The organism is Mycolicibacter longobardus, from assembly GCF_002102265.1.
Taxonomy (GTDB): domain Bacteria; phylum Actinomycetota; class Actinomycetes; order Mycobacteriales; family Mycobacteriaceae; genus Mycobacterium; species Mycobacterium longobardum.
On record NZ_LQPG01000007.1, the window covers coordinates 312,496 to 330,136 of the forward strand.

General features: G+C 67.4%; 17 protein-coding genes and 1 pseudogene. 5 read left to right on the plus strand and 13 right to left on the minus strand.

Features of this window, described 5'->3' with window-relative positions:
- Nucleotides 1–864 (minus strand): alpha/beta fold hydrolase, encoded by an 864-nt coding sequence (locus tag AWC16_RS02420; RefSeq protein WP_085263211.1) that lies wholly within the window; start codon nt 862–864, stop codon nt 1–3.
- 139 nt (nt 865–1,003) lie between these two features.
- On the opposite strand from AWC16_RS02420, the gene AWC16_RS02425 reads away from it, so the two are divergent.
- From AWC16_RS02425 to AWC16_RS02445, 5 genes are all read left to right on the plus strand, one after another.
- Nucleotides 1,004–1,705, plus strand: coding sequence for an IclR family transcriptional regulator domain-containing protein (locus AWC16_RS02425; protein ID WP_165759149.1), 702 nt, complete (start codon nt 1,004–1,006; stop codon nt 1,703–1,705).
- Nucleotides 1,706–1,734: 29 nt separating this feature from the next.
- Entirely contained in the window at nt 1,735–3,378 is a 1,644-nt protein-coding gene (locus AWC16_RS02430; protein WP_085263282.1) for an FAD-dependent oxidoreductase, read from the plus strand.
- Between the two features lie 111 nt (nt 3,379–3,489).
- Nucleotides 3,490–3,912, plus strand: a complete 423-nt coding sequence (locus AWC16_RS02435; protein WP_085263212.1) for a hypothetical protein — start codon at nt 3,490–3,492, stop codon at nt 3,910–3,912.
- 96 nt (nt 3,913–4,008) lie between these two features.
- Nucleotides 4,009–4,779 (plus strand): VirB8 family type IV secretion system protein, encoded by a 771-nt coding sequence (locus AWC16_RS02440; protein WP_085263213.1) that lies wholly within the window; start codon nt 4,009–4,011, stop codon nt 4,777–4,779.
- Nucleotides 4,776–5,369: a twin-arginine translocation pathway signal gene (locus tag AWC16_RS02445; protein WP_085263214.1), complete on the plus strand. Its 594-nt coding sequence runs from the start codon at nt 4,776–4,778 to the stop codon at nt 5,367–5,369. Before AWC16_RS02440 ends, AWC16_RS02445 begins: the two co-directional genes overlap by 4 nt.
- A 10-nt stretch (nt 5,370–5,379) precedes the next feature.
- On the opposite strand, the gene AWC16_RS02450 is transcribed toward AWC16_RS02445, so the two are convergent.
- From AWC16_RS02450 to AWC16_RS02505, 12 genes and pseudogenes are all read right to left on the minus strand, one after another.
- Complete coding sequence (locus AWC16_RS02450; protein WP_085263283.1) at nt 5,380–5,838, minus strand: hypothetical protein; 459 nt, start codon at nt 5,836–5,838, stop codon at nt 5,380–5,382.
- A 35-nt stretch (nt 5,839–5,873) separates the two neighbouring features.
- Nucleotides 5,874–6,275: a hypothetical protein gene (locus AWC16_RS02455; RefSeq protein WP_409370645.1), complete on the minus strand. Its 402-nt coding sequence runs from the start codon at nt 6,273–6,275 to the stop codon at nt 5,874–5,876.
- Between the two features lie 26 nt (nt 6,276–6,301).
- Nucleotides 6,302–6,808: an Rv2253/PknI dimerization domain-containing protein gene (locus AWC16_RS02460; RefSeq protein ID WP_085263215.1), complete on the minus strand. Its 507-nt coding sequence runs from the start codon at nt 6,806–6,808 to the stop codon at nt 6,302–6,304.
- Between the two features lie 18 nt (nt 6,809–6,826).
- On the minus strand, nt 6,827–8,419 hold the full coding sequence (locus AWC16_RS02465) for an MCE family protein (protein WP_085263216.1): 1,593 nt from the start codon (nt 8,417–8,419) through the stop codon (nt 6,827–6,829).
- A gap of 2 nt (nt 8,420–8,421) precedes the next feature.
- Nucleotides 8,422–9,624 carry an MCE family protein gene (locus AWC16_RS02470; protein ID WP_085263217.1) on the minus strand — a complete coding sequence of 401 codons (1,203 nt, stop codon included), beginning with the start codon at nt 9,622–9,624 and terminating at the stop codon, nt 8,422–8,424.
- Nucleotides 9,621–11,069 (minus strand): MCE family protein, encoded by a 1,449-nt coding sequence (locus AWC16_RS02475; RefSeq protein WP_085263218.1) that lies wholly within the window; start codon nt 11,067–11,069, stop codon nt 9,621–9,623. The genes AWC16_RS02470 and AWC16_RS02475 overlap by 4 nt, the downstream gene beginning before the upstream one ends.
- Nucleotides 11,066–12,160 (minus strand): MCE family protein, encoded by a 1,095-nt coding sequence (locus tag AWC16_RS02480; protein ID WP_085263219.1) that lies wholly within the window; start codon nt 12,158–12,160, stop codon nt 11,066–11,068. The genes AWC16_RS02475 and AWC16_RS02480 overlap by 4 nt, the downstream gene beginning before the upstream one ends.
- A gap of 46 nt (nt 12,161–12,206) precedes the next feature.
- Complete coding sequence (locus tag AWC16_RS02485; RefSeq protein ID WP_085263220.1) at nt 12,207–13,235, minus strand: MCE family protein; 1,029 nt, start codon at nt 13,233–13,235, stop codon at nt 12,207–12,209.
- Nucleotides 13,232–14,524, minus strand: a complete 1,293-nt coding sequence (locus AWC16_RS02490) for an MCE family protein (RefSeq protein ID WP_085263221.1) — start codon at nt 14,522–14,524, stop codon at nt 13,232–13,234. The genes AWC16_RS02485 and AWC16_RS02490 overlap by 4 nt, the downstream gene beginning before the upstream one ends.
- A gap of 85 nt (nt 14,525–14,609) precedes the next feature.
- Nucleotides 14,610–14,774 (minus strand): annotated as a pseudogene (locus AWC16_RS02495) (thiolase C-terminal domain-containing protein); the annotation flags it as partial.
- Nucleotides 14,775–14,814: 40 nt separating this feature from the next.
- Nucleotides 14,815–16,020: a CaiB/BaiF CoA transferase family protein gene (locus AWC16_RS02500; RefSeq protein ID WP_085263222.1), complete on the minus strand. Its 1,206-nt coding sequence runs from the start codon at nt 16,018–16,020 to the stop codon at nt 14,815–14,817.
- A complete protein-coding gene (locus AWC16_RS02505; protein ID WP_085263223.1) occupies nt 16,017–17,534 on the minus strand; it encodes an aldehyde dehydrogenase family protein in 1,518 nt (505 codons plus the stop codon). The genes AWC16_RS02500 and AWC16_RS02505 overlap by 4 nt, the downstream gene beginning before the upstream one ends.
- Nucleotides 17,535–17,641 lie beyond the last annotated feature (107 nt).

The following is a 17,641-nucleotide window of genomic DNA, read 5'->3' on the forward strand; positions in this document are numbered from 1 at the left end:
CTAACGCCCCAGCAGGAATTCCAGGTGCAGGCGGTTGAAGGTCTCGGGGTCCTCGTACTGGGGCCAGTGGCCGCAGCCCGGCATGAGCTCGAACCGGGCACCGGGGATCATCGACGCGATCCGCTTGCCCTCCTCGACGTCGGCCGTCGGGTCGTCACTGGTCCAGACCACCAGCGTCGGCGCGGTGATCTTCCCGTACTCCCCCGGCCCCAGCAGGTTGCGCGCCCTGATCTCGGGGTCCTGCAACGCCATGATGTCGCGCATCGCGTCGACGAATCCGGGCAGGCGGTAGATCCGCTGACGACTGGCCACGATGTCGTCGTAGTCCTTGGACTTGTCGGCCATCAGCCACTTGATGCGCGCCTGGACGGTTTCCCAGCTGGGGTTCTCGGCCGCGGCCATCGACAGCGTGATGATCCGCTTCATCACCTCGGGGTCGGCCTGGGAGCCGCCCGCGGTGTTGAGCACCAGGCGCTGCACCCGGTCCGGGTGATCGATGGCGACGCGGGCCGCCACCCAGCCGCCGAGTGATTCACCGCTGATGCTGGCCGTGTCGGCGCCGATCGCGTCCAGCACGTCCATCAGGTGTGTCACGTAGTGGGAGATCTCCAGCGGGTGGCCGGGTTTGTCGGTGTAGCCGTGGCCGAGCATGTCGACCGACCAGGTCCAGAAGTGCTCGGCGTGCGCGGCCAGGTTGCGGACGTAAGCCTCGGCGTGGCCGCCGGACCCGTGCAGCAGTACCAGGACCGGCTTGCTTGGATCGCCGGCCCGCAGGTAGCGGGTGCGGACGCCGGCCGCGTCGAGATACCCCTGCTCGAACGCGACACCCTGGAGATCACTCCAGACGCTCTCGAAGTCGGGCACCGGCCACCTCTTCCCTGCGCTCGGGCGGAAATATCGTTCTCATTTTCCGGCATACTTTACGTGCTTTTATCGCACATGTATGTACGTTATATTCAAGAGCATCACTCTCCCACGGGTGTATGTCAAGGAGGCCATGCTGATGTCCAGGCTGATGACCGACGCTGCCCCCGAGACCGCGCGAGGTTCGCAGACACTGGCCCGGGGACTGGCCGCCCTGCAGGCGGTGGCCGCCGCCCCGGAGGGGTTGACGGTGCAGCAGGTCGCCGACCGGGTCGGCGTGCACCGGACCATCAGCTATCGGCTGCTCAACACACTGACCGGTTTCCGGCTGGTAGCCAAGGGAGACGATGGCCGGTACCGCTCGGCGGCCGGGCTGGCCGTACTCGGCGCCTCGTTCGACAACAACGTGCGCCAGCTGTGCCTGCCGACGCTGCGCGCGCTCGCCGAGGAACTCGGGACCACGGTGTCACTGCTGGTGGCCGAGGGCGACCAGCAGGTGGCGGTCGCCGTCATCGTGCCCACCCAGGTGGGCTACCAGCTCGCGTTCCACGAGGGCAGCCGCCATCCGCTAAGCCTCGGCGCCGCCGGGATCGCGCTGCTGGCAGCCATGCCGCCGCGCCCCGGAGAACGCGACGTCGTCCCGCAGACCCGGGAACGCGGGTGGGTGGTCACCCACGGCGAGATCGAGCCCGGAACCTTCGGACTGGCCGTTCCGGTCCGCCGTCGTCCTCCGTCGCCACCCACCTGCATCAACCTGATCTCACACCGCGAGGACGTGGTGCTTCGCGGCCGCGATGCCGTGCTGATGGCGGCCCACCGACTGTCCGAACTCCTGAGCTGAAATCCCCTGTGCCCGAGAGGAAGAAATCGATGCCAGCCGGCGCGCGACGCGATTGGGACGACGACGATTGGGATAACGCAGTGGACGTGGTGGTACTGGGCACCGGCGCCGCCGGGCTCACCGCCGCGCTCACCGCGGCGGTGCACGGCGCCTCCGTCGCCGTCTACGAGAAGTCCGAAACCATCGGAGGCACCACCGCGGTCTCCGGGGGCATCGCCTGGATCCCGGCACACGACCGGGCGCCCGGTTTGACCGTTGAGGCCGCGATGGACTACCTGCGCGCCCAATCCTTCGGCGCGATGGACGACGCACTGGTCTCGACGTTCGTGCAGACCGGCCAGGAGATGGTCGACTTCGTCGAGGCGCACAGCGACGTCCGCTTCGAGGTCGCCACCGGATTCCCGGACTACAAGCCGGAGCTGCCCGGCGGCCGCCCGTCCGGGGGGCGGTCGCTGAGTCCACTGCCCTACGACGTGTCCCGGGTGGGCCCCTGGCAGGACCGGATCACCGCGTTCCCAGCCGACTACAGCAATGTCGGATTCGACGCCGAGACTCGCGCGCGGCTGCATGCCGACTTCGAGGACTCAGCGGCCGGCAATCTGTGCGTCGCCGGTACCGCACTGATCGCCGGGCTGCTCAAGGGCTTGCTGGACGTCGGGGTCACACCGGCGACGGGTTGTCGCGGCGTGGAGCTCATCGCCGGCGCCGAGGGCGACATTGCGGGGGCCCTGGTCGACGACGGCGGTACGACGCGCCGGGTCCACGCCCGGCGGGGTGTCATCCTTGCCAACGGGGGATTCGAATGGGACGTCGCGCTGGTCGAAGCGTTCCTGCGCGGGCCGATGCGGGGCGCGGTGTCGCCACCGAACAACACCGGAGACGCGCTGCGCATGGCAATGGCGCACGGCGCCGACCTGGCCAACATGGGCGAGGCGTGGTGGGTTCCGATCGTGCGGATTCCCGGCGACACCATCTCCGGCAAACAACGCAGCCGCAGCGTACGACTGGAACGCACCCGACCGCGCAGCATCATCGTCAACCGGGCCGGCCGGCGGTTCGTCAACGAGGCCTGCGACTACAACTCGATGGCCGGCGCCTTCCACTACCTGGAGCCCCGCGGCGGGTACGTCAATGATCCGGCGTGGATCGTGTTCGACTCCGGACACCTGAAACGGTACGGATTCCTGGGCGTGCCACCCGGCGGCCAGGCACCGGAGTGGTTCTGCGAGTCGCGCGATCTGGCCGATCTGGCCGCGAAGACCGGCATCGACGGGTGCGGGCTGGCGCAGACAGTGGACGCCTGGAACCTCGGCGTCGCGGCGGGCTCGGATCCCGAGTTCGGGCGGGGCTCCAGCGCGTACGACGGGTACTGGGGCGATGATCAGGCGACCACTGTGGCGGGGCGGACCCTGGGGCCCATCGACACCGCCCCCTACTACGCGGTGCCGCTGTCGGTCGGGGCGATGGGGACCAAGGGCGGGCCACGCACCGACTCCGACGGCCGGGTCCTGCATGTCACCGGTCGGGCGATCCCGGGCCTGTTCGCCGCGGGCAACGCGATGGCCGGGGTGACCGGTCGGGCCTACGGTGGAGCGGGCGGCACCATCGGCCCGGCGATGGTGTTCGGCTTCCGGGCCGGGCGGGCCGCGGCCATCACAGGCACGGCGTCTTGAAAGCGGCGTCTTGAACGCGGGGCACCCCGACGCGGAAATGCTATTCTTCTCTGCAAAGAATTTGAGTCTTTGGCGGTGCGGCCGCTCGGCGGCGCAGCAGTGGAGGGGCCCATGACAGCCAGGCAGGTCGCCGCGGCATCCCTGGTCTTGGGTGTGGCGTTCGGCGGCGCGCTGGCAGTCGCCACCCCGGCGGGTGCCGACGGGCACCGGGTGCGTTACTCGGTCAGTGCGACCCAAACGACGCGGGTGGTGATCTACTACCGCGAGGTACAGCCGCCCAACTTCGGTGAATACAGCCACAACCCGTACCAGTACAGTCCGCGAGCGGACGTCACGGTCGGGCCGAATCAGCCCTGGATCTTCGAGACCACCCTGGCCGTCCCCCAGGACTGGGCGATGGTGGTGGCCTCCCTTCCGGAGCACCATTCCGAGCTTCCCTCACCCGGGTTCGTCTGCGAACTGCGCGTCGATGACGTCGTGGTCGCCACCGACGCCGGCACCAAGGGGGCGCTCTGCTCGCTCCGCACCTGGTGAGCGCCCTGGTGCTACCGTTTTGGAGCGGTCTTGCGAAGGTGCCTGATCTGGTGGGGACCTTGTTGGAGCTGGGTGGACAACGAGACAGGAGGCCGTATGCCGTCGCGTGATCCGGCGAAACCGGGAGGCACCGAAAAGGACGCCACCGAACCCGCCGCCGCGAAAGAAGCCTTGACGCTGGCGCAGGCCGAGGCGAAGGCCGCCGAGGCAGAGGCGGCGGCTGCCCGGGCACGGGCGGAGCTGCTCAAGCTGCAGCGCGACAGCGAACCGGAAGACGCCACCGACTCGGAGCCAGATTCAGACGAGCCGAAGGCTGACAAAGTCGGGCCCCAGGCGGGCACAGCCGAGCGGGTCGAGCAGCCCCGCCTGCTCAGCCGCATCCGGAGCCGGCTGCACTGGGTGGCAGCGACGCTGGCAGTCCTCGCCATCGGTGGGCTCATCGCGGCCGATGTTCTGATGCTGCTCCACCATCGAGGTGCCACACAACGGCAGCACCAAGCCGCCGAGTACGCCGCGGCCGCCCGACAGGGCGTGGTGACCCTGATGTCGCTGAACTATGAGACGGTCGACGAGGACGTCAAGCGCATCATCGACAACTCGACCGGCGAGTTCAAGAAGGATTTCGAGGCCCACGCAGGCGATTTCACCAAGACGGCCCGCGAATCGAAGACGGTTACCGAGGCGACCGCGACCGTCTCCGGCGTGGAGTCGATGTCGGACAACGAGGCAGTGGTGCTGGTGGCGGCCAGCACCAAGGTCACCAATACCGCCGGCGCGAAAGAGGAGCCGCGCAATTGGCGGCTGACCGTGCACGTGGCCCGCGACGGAGACCAGGTCAAGATGTCGAAGGTGGACTTCGCGACATGAGCGAACCCGACGAGAACGCTCAAGACGTCGAGCCGCAGGCCGCCGAAGTAGAGGCGGCACCAGCGCAGGAACCGGGCGCCCCGGCGGGATCGGCGCTCGGCGGCTCACGCGCACGACAGATAGCAATCGCGCTCGCGGCGGCGCTGGCAGCTTCCGCCGCGCTGGGTTGCTGGCTCTACTTCGGCGTCTTTCGGGTCGACCAGCAACTCGGCCCCGACGCCGAGCAGGCGGTGATGGCCGCCGCCGCCGACGGCGCGACCGCCGTGCTGACGTACTCGCCAAAGACGCTCGAGCAGGATTTCGCGGCCGCCGAGAGCCATCTCACCGGTGACTTCCTTTCCTATTACACCGATTTCACCCAGAAGGTCGTCACCCCGGCGGCCAAGGAGAAGGATGTGCAGACGGCGGCGTCGGTGGTCCGCAAGGGCCTCGTGACGCTGCGCCCAACGACGGCCGAGGTGTTGATCTTTGTCAACCAGACCACGGTCAGCAGAGCGAACCCGGACGGCTCCTTCTCGATGAGCAGCGTCAAAGTCGGCCTGGAGAAGCACGACGGTCGCTGGCTGATCTCCTCATTCGACCCCGTCTAGCGGCGTGTCGCTACATGCGCACCAGGGCGAACGTCCAGGTGTTCGTTCCGGGCGGTGCGTTGAAACAGCCCACTTCGAAACGAGATTCGACCACTCCGGACAGCGTGTTCGCATCCCAGGTGTAGGTGTCGCGGGTCGGCAGGTACGGGCCCATCGGGCAGTGCAGTCCGTCGGCGACGTCAGTGGTGAACGAATACTGACCATTCACCAGTCGGGCGGTACCGCCGTAGTACGCGCGACCGAAGAAGTGCGGCCTGTCCACCGCGCTCACCGTGACGCAGCCGGCCGGCATCTGGTCGAACGTTCCCGGGGTCTCGCACGGATACGCGGCCCATACCCATGAGGCGTCGGTCCAGCGATTACTCAGCACCTCGTAGTTGCCAAAGGCCATGTCCGCGCCGGCAGCCGGCGCCACAGCTGTTCCGACGGCCAGCGCCGCAGCGGCCGCACCGACGGTGACTCGAAACATCGCGAACTCCCTCATCTACCGAATTTGCTGTGCCGCTACAGATCTCCACGACGCCACAATGTCTGGCCGTCGCCGGCGGCGTCGGCGACGCAGGTCAGGAACAGTCCGTCAGGCGCTTGCGCCACCTCGCCGTCGTAGGCGTCGCACTTGCTGCCCTCCTCCTTGATGCCGTGCATCTCCGGCGACCGGAACCAACGGGGGTCATAACGGCGTGGCGAGCCGCAGAACACCAACCGGCCCGGCAGGGTCGAGGGCCCTGCGACGGCGGACCCGAAGACGTAGTAGGTGGTGTTGGAGCACGGCGCGCCCAGCACGACGTCCGGCATGATTCCCGGCGTGCAGGCCGGATAGTCGCACTGTTGCGGGTCGGCGGCCGACGGCGCCGGCGTCCCCAGCGCGCCGGCGGCCAATGCCACCGCGAGCGCCGACCTGAACATGATGTTCTGCATCGTCTCCCCGCCCACTAGATCCGTCGCACGGTCAGCGGCATCTGAATCACCGTCGGCTGGTTGCGCCCGCAGGCTCCCGAGACGCCGATGGTCCTGTCGTAACCGACCAGCAGGTCGGTGTTCAGCTTCTCCCACTGACCGTTGGCATCACTGCCCTGGAACTGGTAGCGCTGCCGTCCCGGCGAGGTGGTGCCGTCCGGGCAGGTCTGCCAGTGCTCGTGGAATCTGTCGACGATCCAGCGTGAGGTCCGGAATTCCATTGGCGCCGTCCAGCCTTCGTCGCTGCTCACCTGACCGGTGCATTCGTGCGCGTTGGCACAGCTGGAGCTGACCGTCCACACCGACACGACGGTTCGCTCGTTCATGTAGACCTCGTTGGTCTTCGACCAGTCCCCGTTCGAGGTGACCTGGTAGCGGCCGTTGAGTTCGAAGCCGAGACCGGCCTGCGCCGGCGGTGCGGCAACCACCCCCAGGACAAGCCCGACCGCGGCTGCGCCGTAGGCCGATTCACGTGCACGCATGCGATGTCCTCCTTTGCCTCAGGTCGGCATCAGGTCGGTCCACGACCTGGGCACGGCACCGGGCACCAGGTTCGTCTGCTGCTCGTATCGCCCGCCGGGGGTCATGTACTTGCCGGTGTTCGGGTCATAGGGCAGTAGCGCGACCGAGGGTCCCCCACCGTCGGCGGCATACCCGGAAGGCGCCACTCCCGGCGGCGCCGGTGGCGGAGCGGGGGCTTGCGGCGGGGCCGGGACTTGCGGCGGAGCAGGCACAACCGGTCGGGGCGCATCGGGCGGCGTGCCCGACCGTACGGCTCCCGGCGGCAACGGGGTGCCCCCGGTCGGCGCGAAGAGCCGGTCACTGAAATCCACTCGGTCGTCGACGGGGATGCCCTGCTTGAGCAGGTTCGGATCCAGCGGGCCCGGCCCGGTGAGGTGCTGCCGCATCGCGAGCGGGACGAACCCCTTCGGGTCGTCGCAGAGTTCGACCGTCGGCGCGCGCTTGCCCGGGTGCTCGATACACGGGAAGTTGCGGGCTCCACGCACGGATATGGGCGAGTCCTGTGGCAGTTTGCAGTACAGCCCGTCCGGGGTGTCGATCGTGGTCGTGTCTGCCGGCGACCGCCACGCCGACGGAGGCAGGAATCCCACTGTGCAGGCGTTCGGGTCACCGAAGGTGAGGGTGAAGTCACCCTGCGGCATTCCGGTCGCGTTGTTCTTCGGCAGGCCGAAGGACTGCTGGGCCGCAATGTATCCCGGCAGCAGAACCATCAACTGTTCGATCGACGGGTTGTAGGTCATCAGTACCTGGCCGACGGTGTTCATGTTCGCCAGCAGGATCGGCAGCGTCGGCTTGAGATCCTGCATCAGACCGGCGACTTCATCGGCGAAGCCGGGGCCGCGCTGCAGAATGGCGCGCAGTTGAGGGTCGTTGACGGCGACCTGTTCGGTGATCCCGGCCATGCTGCGCGCGAAAGTCCGGATCGAATCGGTGCTCTGGTACTGGGAGTCGAGCAACGGTGCGCCGTGGTCGATCAGCATGCGCAGCCGCTCCGAGGTTCGGTTGGCATCACCGCTGATCGTGGCCGCGGAGTCCAGTAGCGACTGGAAGTCGTAGCCGGCACCGTTGAAGGCCAGGTAGGTTTCGTCAAGCAGATTGCCGAGCCGCTCCTTGGGAATGCTGTCCACCAGCTCGCTCACCTGGTCGAGCATCGGACCGACTGGTTGGGGCACCTCGGCGTTCGAGGCCGCGATCACCGAGCCGTTCTCCAGGTACGGCGCCCCGTCGCTGCGGGGCAGCAGGTCGACATACTGCTCGCCGATCGCCGAAACACTGCGTACCGCGGCCCGCAGATCCGCCGGGATTCGAGGCGATCGATCCAGCGACAACGTGGCTCGCACCCCATTGTTGGTCAGGGCGACGTCGGTGACCATGCCGATCTGCACCCCGTTGTAGGTGACATTGGAGAACCGGTAGAGCCCACCGGCCTCCGGCAGATCCAGTTTGACCGTCAGCCGGCCGATCCCGAACAGGTCGGGAACGCGCATGTAGTTGAACAGCATCATCCCCACCCCGACCACCGAGGCGATCGTGAAGATGATCAGCTGCATGCGCACGAAACGGGTCAGCATACTCAGCCACCACCTTCCGGCGCCGGTGCCGCGGGCGGTGCCGGCGGGCCGGGGGGACCCGGCGGACCGGCCTGTCCCGATGACTGCAGGATCGGTTCCCGCAGTGGATCGTAGGAATAGTTCAGGTACCACGGATCGCCGGGCGCCGGAACCAGTTTCGTGTCTTCGTCACCCCACTGGGTGCCGGCGAACAGGGCCCGCTTGAGCCGTGGTTTGGTGAGGTCGAAGATGGCGAACAGGTTCAGGAAGTCTCCCCTGACGGCGCGCTCGATGGCGTTGGGCCCGTACGGGAAAGCCGTGGCGTAGGCCACCGCCGCGTTGAGGTCCGGTCCGATGTCGGCCAGCGACTCCAGGGCCGGTTCCAAGTGGATGAGATCGGAGACCAGTTGACTACCCGCGTCGTCGACCAGACCGGCCGAGAGGTCGCCGAACTGCCCCAGTTTGGTCAACGCGGTGGTGAACTTGGGTCGCTCCTTGATCAAGACGTCGATGGCGGGCGGGATCTTGTTCAGGGCACGATCGATGGTGTCGCGCTGCCCGGCGAAGGTGTTGGCCACCCGGTTCATTTCCTGGATTGAGGCGACGATGTTGTCCCGCTGCCTCTCGAGCGCCGCGGTGAAGTGGTCCAACCGGACGATCAGGTCACGGATATCGCTTTCGCGGCCCGACATCGTGGCACTGAAGTTGTGGATGATGTCGCCGATCTGACCGAGTCCGCCGCCGTTGACCAGCACCGCCAGCGACGACAGGGTCTGCTCGGTCGACGGATAGGTCGAGGACTCGCCCAGCGGGATGGTGGCCCCGGGCGCCAGGCGCCCCATCGGGGGCTCCCCCACCGGCGGATTGAGCGCCAGGTGCATCGAGCCCAGCAGGCTGGTCTGGCCCACGGTTGCCACGGCGTTGGCGGGGATCTCGACGTCGGGGTTGACGGCGATGTCGACGTTGGCGTGCCAGTTGCTGACGGTCATCTTGCCGACGCTGCCGACCACGACGTCAGACAGCAGCACCGGCGAATTGGATTCCAGTGTCCCGACATTGGCCACTTCGACGGTGAAGTGTTGGGCGCCCGCCCCGTGGCCCTCGACACCCGGCAGCGGTATCGAGTTCAGCCCGCCGAAGGCGCAGCCGGTCGCGGTGCAGGCGACCAGACAGCCGAGCGCCAGGCCGCGTCTCAGCGAGTGTCGTAGCGAGTTCAGACCGATCATGGCGACGGTGTCCCTTCCGCCGGCAGCGGACCCGGCAGTGGGCCCGGCGGCGGGCCGGCCGGCAGCATCATCCCGTCGAAGGTGGTGGGGCTCGGCGGCGGCGCTCCGGGTAGCAGGGGAGGTGTCGCCGCAGCGGGAAGGCCGTCAGGAGCCAGGGAGCCCCGCGGAAGTGGCGGGTTCTCCCATCCCGGTGGGGGCGGGACATCGCCATGAAGTCCGGTGTAGGCCGAAATCGACGGCTCCTGTTCCACCGGCCGAGCGGGTTGGTTCCCGGAATTGGGCATCAACGCGGGGTCGGTGTAGATGAGCTTGTCCGGGCTGGCCGCCTTGGTCAGATACGGGTGTACCGGAAACGGCAACCCGTTGAAGTTCAGCAGCCGCATGGCCGGCCCCAGATACTGCGAGCACAGCTTGCCGGTCTCCGCCGACGTGGTGTTGCCTATGCCGCCGATCATCGCGCAGATCGCCTGGACCGGGTTGGAGAAGTTGACGAAGGCGAACGAACCGACCGGCGTCCCACTCGACACGTTGTACATGTTGAGCGTGTTGGCTATGGCGTTCGGCGTGACGTGCAGGATGTTGCGAATCGCGTTCTTGGCCTCCGCCAGCGTCTGAGTGACATTGACGAGCCCCCTCACCGCGTCGACGGTCTCGGCACGACTTCCCGCCACGAAATCCCTCACCTTGTCGATCGCACCCGAGAAGTCGTTCAGGGCCGCGTCCAGACTGTTCCGGCTGTCGTTGACCACGCTGGTCAGCGTCGCGAGCCGGGATTCGAAGACCACGATCTGCTGATCGCTCTGACGCAGGGCGGTCACGAAGGTCTGCATGCCCTCGATGATGTCGACGATGTTGCCGCTGCCCTCGGCGAAGATCCTGGCCACCCCGGACAGTTGCGCCAAGGTCTCCCGCAGCTTGGCGCCGTTGCCGTCCATGGCGTTGGCGGTGCTTTCGATGAACCGGGACGCCGACGTCCCCGATATGCCGCTGCGCGGGCCCAGTTCGGTTGCCAGCCGGTTCAGTTGGGTTTTCACCTCGTCCCACTCGACCGGGACTGCGGTGCGCTCCCGCGGGATCACCGCGCCGTCGGCCAGGGTTGGCCCGTCACCGTGGTGATACGCCGGGGTCAACTGAACGAACCGGGCGGCCACCAGGTTGGGGGCAACGATGACGGCCTTCGCATCCGCCGGTATCGGCACCTTGTGATCGACCCGCAGCGTGAGCTTGGCCTGGCTGCCGTGCGGCTCTATACGGTCGATGGTGCCGACCTTCACCCCGGACACCCGGACCTCGTCGCCGGCGTAGATCGCGGTCGCAGTGGAGAAATACGCGGTGATCCTGGTCGGCTTCAGCACCGTTCGGCCGATCAGAAGTACCACACCCGCGAGCAGCAGCACGGCCAGCAGTGCGCCGGCTGTGATCCGCAGTGGTTTTCCAGTCTTCATCGCGGCGGCAGATCTCCTGGTTGCGGAATCCCGTTGACCGGGAACGGAAGTTCGGCACGCGGGCCGGCATTGTCCGGCGGCTGACCGGCATCGACGCCGCGCCGGAAGCCGAAGATGTAGTCCAGGAAGGGCTGGAACAGCTGCGGCAGCAGCAGGTTCGGGACATAGGCGCTGTAGAACGAGCCGTTGGACACCGCCTCACCCTGGGTGAGTTCATATTTCGCCAGGCCGGGCAGCGCCCTGGCGATGTTGTCCCGATTCTTCTCCAGGATCTTGTTCAGCGAGCGGATCTCGTCCAGCGTCGGTTTGAGCTGTTCGTTGTTCTGGGCGACGAGTTCGCTCAATTGCCGGGACACCGCCGACGTGCTGACGAGCAGGTTGACGATCGCCTGCCGGCGGGAGTTGAGCACCTCGACGAGGCTGTCGGCGTCCAGGATCAGCGAGTTGATCTGCTGGCTGCGTTCGGAGAGCACCCCGGTCACGTCAGCAGCCGACTTGAGCAGGTCGGCAAGGCCTTCGTTGCGGCTGTTGAGCGCCCGCGACATCCGGCTGAGGCCGTCGAACGTCGGGCCCAACTGCGGAGCGATCTGATCGATGGTGTCCGAGAGGGTATCCAGCGATCGGTTCAGGGATTCGGTGTCGGTACCCGCGGTGTTGGAGGTCAGCTCACCAACCACGTCGGTCAGCGAATACGGCGACGACGTGCGAGTGACCGGGATGACGTCGAGCGGACGCATCTTGCCGCTGCCCGCCGGCTCCACCGTCAACACCCGCTCGCCGAGCAGAGAGCCGGTGCGGATGTGCGCGGTGGTCTGCGATCCCAGTGGGTATTTGCCGGCCATCGTGAACGTCACCAGGGCGTCACCGTTGTCGAGTGCGACATCGGTGACCGCGCCGACCTTGATCCCCGACAGCGTGACGTGGTCGCCGGTGCCCAGGCCACCGGCTTCGGTGAACCGCGCCTGATAGCGCACCGAGGTGGCCCACGCGATCAGTTGTTCGGGTTGCAGCCCGATCGCGACGATGAACGCGGTGACGACGGCGCCGATGAAGCCCATCCGGAACAGGTGGTTTCCGCGGTATCTGAGCATCAGTGCCCACCACGTCTTCCGTGCGCGGCACCGGGCCGGGCGACGGTCATTCGGTATCGCTGCATCGGCCCTCCTCCGATTTGATCCAGGGGAACACCGCGGTGCGGCCCTGGGTGTCACTTACCCGAACCTGGACGGCGCAGAGGTAGTACTGGATGAATCCGCCGTAGGATCCCAGCCGAATGGCCTTGCGGTAGTTCTCCGGTGCCTTCTGCAGCGACATGTCCAGGCCGGCCTGGTCGGCATTGATCGCCTTCGTCAACCGGTTGACCTGGGTGATGGTGTCGGTCAGCGGATCGCGCGCCCTGCTGAGCAGGTCGGCCATCGAAGCCGTCCCGCGGTCCAGGGCCGTCACGGCGGTCCCGATCGGATCACGGTCGGCCGCCAGTCCTCCGACCAGCTTGTTCAGCCGGTCGATCGCACCGGACAACCGCTTGTCGCCGCTGGTCAAGGTGGCCAGCACGGTGCGCAGCTCGTCGATCAGGGACTCGATCACCTGGCTGTTGTCGGCCAACGAGTTCGAGAACGACGACGTCTGCGACATCAGCGAGTCGATGGTGCCGCCCTGGCCCTGCATGATCTGGATGAGCGACGCGGTGAGCGCATTGACATCCTGCGGGTTCAGCCCGCGGATCACCGGTTTGAGGCCGTTGAGCAGAAGGTCCAGATCCAGTGCGGGAGCAGTCCTTTCGACCGGGATCTGGGAGCCGGCCGGCAACAGGCGGGTCGAGCCCGGTCCGTCCACCAGCTCCAGATAGCGGTCGCCGACCAGGTTGAGGTAGCGCACCGCGGCCTGAGTGCCGGTGGTCAGCGCGACGGCCCGGTCGGCGTTGAACTTCACCAGCACGGTGCCGTCTGGCCGCAGGGCGACGCCGCCGACTGTTCCCACCCGCACCCCGGCGACCCGCACGCTGTCCCCGGACTTCAGCCGCGAGGCGTCGGAGAACACGGCGCTGTAGCCGACGGTCGGACCGGTCCGCACCTCCCCGAAGATCGCGAACAGGAACGCCGTCGCCAGCAGCATCACCACGGCGAAGGTGCCGAACTTGAGCACGGTCCCCAATGAGCGTGTCATCCCGGCATCCCCACCTGGGCGCTGTTGCGCGGCGGTCCCCCGATGGGCCCGAACAACGCCTCCTTGAGGCCGTCGGAGTTCAGCAGGATGCCCTGGTTGCCGTACTCATACGGGTTGGCCCCGACGTCGGCGACCAGTGCGGGCACCCGGAACTCCGGCGGCACGTCGGGCAGGCCCAGGTCCGCGCAGTAGGAGCGCTCGGCGGTGGCCGCCACTTTCGGCAGGTGGTCGGGGTATCGATAGCGTTCCTTGCCGAGGGTGAAGCTGGCCGTGATGACGATGCCGGGAACCGGCATGGGCGGTGACTTCGCGAACGGCACCAGACCACCGATCGAGCAGCCGAGCTGCTCGTGGTATTTGTCCAACAACTGCGAGGTCGGCTCCAGTACCCGTGTCAGGTCGGTCAGACCCTGCCGGTTGTCTCCCAGCACTTCGTTGCCGGTATCGGCAAGACCGATGGCGCTGAGCAGGAAGGTGTCCAGGCTCTCGCGCTCCTCGACGATGCTCTCGCTCATTGTGGTGGCGTGCTCGATCGTGGCGGTGAGGTCCGGTGCCGCGTCGGCGTAGGACCGAAACACCGGCGCCATGGTGGCAGCCTCGTGCTCGAGGGTGTTCAGGCTCGGCTCGATCTCGGCCAGCAGCCTGTCGAAGTCGGTGAGCGCCTGCCCGATCTTGTGACCCCGGCCGTTGAAGGCCGTCGAGACGGCGCCGAGGGTTTCGTTGAGTTTCTTCGGGTCGATCTTGTCCAGAACCCGGACGAGTTGTTGGAACACGGTGTTGATCTCGATGGTGACGTGTTCACCGGTCAGCACCTGACCGGCGTGCATCCTGGCCACCGACGGCTCCGGCGGCGCCACCAACTCGACGGACTTGGCGCCGAAAACCGTCGTCGAGGCGATGTTGGCGATGACGTTGGCCGGGATCCGCTGCAGCTGTCCCGGGTCCAGCTGCAGATGCAGTACGGCGGTGCCGTCCGGCCGGGGCTCGATATCGCCGACCTTGCCGACCTGCACGCCGCGCATCTTGACCTTGGCATCGGGGTACATCACCAGGCCGGCCCGCTGGGACACCACCGTGACCGGCACCGTGCGGGTGAAGCTGCCGCGGAACAGGCCGATCGGCAACGCGATCAGCGCGGCGATGATCACCACCGTCGCCAGCCCGAGCAGCGGCCGCAGATATGCCGGCTGCCGCCGTCTGACACCGGCGGGCCGATGCCGGGGCGCGGCGGAGGACCGTTGGGCGCGGTCGCGTCCCAACGGTGGATCTGCCGTCGCCCCCAGCACCACTACGGTTGTCCCGTCACCTCGACGCCGACACCGACGTCATCGCTCCCGACGAACAGCGGTTCGACACAGCGCTACGCCCACGACTGCCGCCCCCTTCCACGATGGTTACCGCCGACACCGCAGTCGGACCCCCGATGTTGTGCGCCAAGCCGATCCGGGCGCCGTTGACCTGATTGACCGCTGCACCGCGCAACTGCTCGAAGAGTTCTACGCACTGTGCCATACCGGTGCCCCCCGGTGGGCGGCCTTTGATGTACGGCATCGAGATCTCCCTGCTGCTTCCCGATGGCCTAGGTGACCGCGCCGACGGTCTTGAGTTCGATGATGCGGTCCCAGTCCAAGCCGAGTTCGGTCAGGATCTCGTCGGTCTGTTCGGCAAAGCCGGGGGCCGGCCCGGTCGCCGGAGCGGTCACGTCGAACTGCACCGGGTTGGCGACCAACTCGAGTTCACCTGCGGCGACCAGGTATTCGTTGGCCCGGACCTGAGCATCGCGGGCCGCCTGCAGGGTGTCCTGCACCGGCGCCCACGGCCCGGACAGGGTGGCGAACCGCTCGCTCCACTCGGCCAGCGTGCGCTGGGCCATCGCCGCGGTGAGCAGTTCCACCGCCGCGGGAGTGTTGGCGGCGATGTCCTCGACGGTGGCGAACCGCGGGTCCTCGATCAGGTCGTCGAGTTCCATGTGCCGGCACACATCGGCCCAGAACTTGGTGGGCTGCATCATCACCAGCGAGATGTAGCGACCGTCGGTGGTCGGGTACAAGCCCACCAGCGGGTTGATCGGCGAGCCGTGCACGCCCGGCGGGAATGCCTCCAGCCGCTGACCCAGGTGGGTGGTGACCGCGACGGTGTGCCCCATCGCCCACAGCCCGCTGCCCAGCAGCGAGACGTCCACGACCGAGGGTTCGCCGGTGCGCTCCCGCTTCAGCAGCGCCGCCGCGATCCCGCCGGCCAGGTTGGTACCGGAGATGGTGTCGCCGTAGGCCGGTCCCGGCGGGCCGACCATGCCCGCCATCCCGGGCGGGGTGATGGTGGCAGCGGTGCCGGCACGACACCAGAACGCGGTCATGTCGTAGCCGCCCTTTTCGGATTCCGCGCCACGCGGACCCAGCGCGCTGCCGCGCGCGTAGACGATGTCCGGGTTGATCGCCCGGATGTCGTCGACATCGATGCCGAACTTCTGCCGGTGTGCGGGAAGGAAACTCGTCAGGAACACATCAGCACGGCGGGCCAGCTCATAGAGCACGTCCCGGCCTTCGGCCACCGACATGTCCAAGCCGATGCTGCGCTTGCCGCGGTTGGCGTGTTCGATATTGGGATTCGGGTCGCCCTCGACCCGCAGCATGCCGGTCTGCCGCAGCCCCCGCTGCGGGTCACCGGTCACCGCGTGTTCGACCTTGATGACCTCCGCACCCCACTCGGCCAGCACCGCACCGGCCGAGGGGACGAACCCGTACATCGCGACTTCCAGCACGCGAATGCCTTCGAGCGGCCTCATGCATTGTCTCCGGTGAACGGCACGGCGAAGGTCTTGCTCTCCAGGAACTCCTCCAGTCCGGCGACGCCCATCTCACGGCCGATGCCGGACTGTTTGTATCCCCCGAACGGCGCGTCCGGGCTGAAGTAGTTGCCGCCGTTGATCGAGAACGTTCCGGTCCGGATCCGGCGGGCCAGCGCCACCGCCCGGTCCTGGCTGCCGAAGACCGCACCGGAGAGCCCGTAGATCGAGTTGTTGGCGATCCGCACCGCATCGTCGTCGTCGTCGTAGCCGATCACCGTCAGCACCGGCCCGAAGACCTCCTCCTGGGCGATCTCGCTGTCCGGGTCGACGTTGGTCAACAGCGTCGGGGTGTAGAAGAAGCCGGGATCGACCTTCTCGCCGCCGGTCACCAGATTGGCCCCAGCGGCGACGGCTCGTTTGACCATGCCGTCGACCTTGTCGCGCTGCTTGGCGCTGATCAGCGGACCCATGTAGGTCTTGGGATCGGTCGGGTCGCCGTAGCGCACGTGGGAGAAGTTGGTCTTGATCAGTTCGACGATCTCGTCGTGGTGACTCTTGGGAACCAGCAGCCGCGACGTCAGGGCACAGCCCTGGCCGGCGTGGGTGACCATCGAGAACGAGGCGAAAATCGCGGCCATGTTGAAGTCGGCGTCGTCGAGGATGATGGCCGCGGACTTGCCGCCGAGTTCCAGGAAGACCCGCTTGAGTGTCCCGCTGGCGGCGGCCATGATCGCCCGGCCCGTCGGGGTGGACCCGGTGAAGGTGACCATGTCGACGCCCGCGTCGGTGGTCAGCGCCGCGCCCACCGCGGGGTCCGACGAGCTGAGCACGTTGACCACCCCGGCCGGGATGTCGGTGTGGTTCGCGATCAGTTCACCGAGTGCCAGTGTCACCAGCGGGGTGTCGGGCGCTGCCTTGAGCACGATGGTGCAGCCGGCGGCCAGCGCTGGCGCCAGCTTTGCCAGCGCCAGCTGGTTGGGGTAGTTGTAGGCGATGATGGCCGCGACAACGCCGGCGGCTTCCTTCTCCACCCAGCGGTGGTGCAGCATGCCCCGGCTTTCGATGTTGCCGAGGTCTTCGGTCATCGGATAGTCCTTGAGCAGATCGGCGTAGTAGCGCACGATCGCGATCGGCTGGTCCAACTGGGCACCCTGGGTCAACGCCGGGGTGGCGCCGACTTCGGCGATGGTGAGGGCGGCGAGTTCGTCGCGGTGCTCGACCAGCGCACGATGCAGCTGATCCAGGCAGCGGATGCGCAGGGCGGTGTTGGTGGGCCAATCGGTTGCGTCGAAGGCCTGCCGCGCCGCCGCCACCGCCGCGGTCGCCTGCTCGACAGTGGCCTCCGGGGCCTGGCCCAGGACTTCTCCGGTGGCCGGGTTGAGCGACGCGTACGTTCGGTCCGCGTCCACCAGTTCGCCGTTGATCAGCAGTCGCCGGGCAGGAACCTCCTCGGTGGCCGTCGCTCCGCGTAGGCCATCGGTGATGGTCTCTGCCGTGTCCTGCGAACTCATCCAAGCCTCCCGGCGGGGTAACTAGATTCTCATCTGCGGCGAATCATACATCTCATATGTGAGAACTCAAGGGCGGGAGAAACCCTCGCGGCCTGCGGTTCTACGAC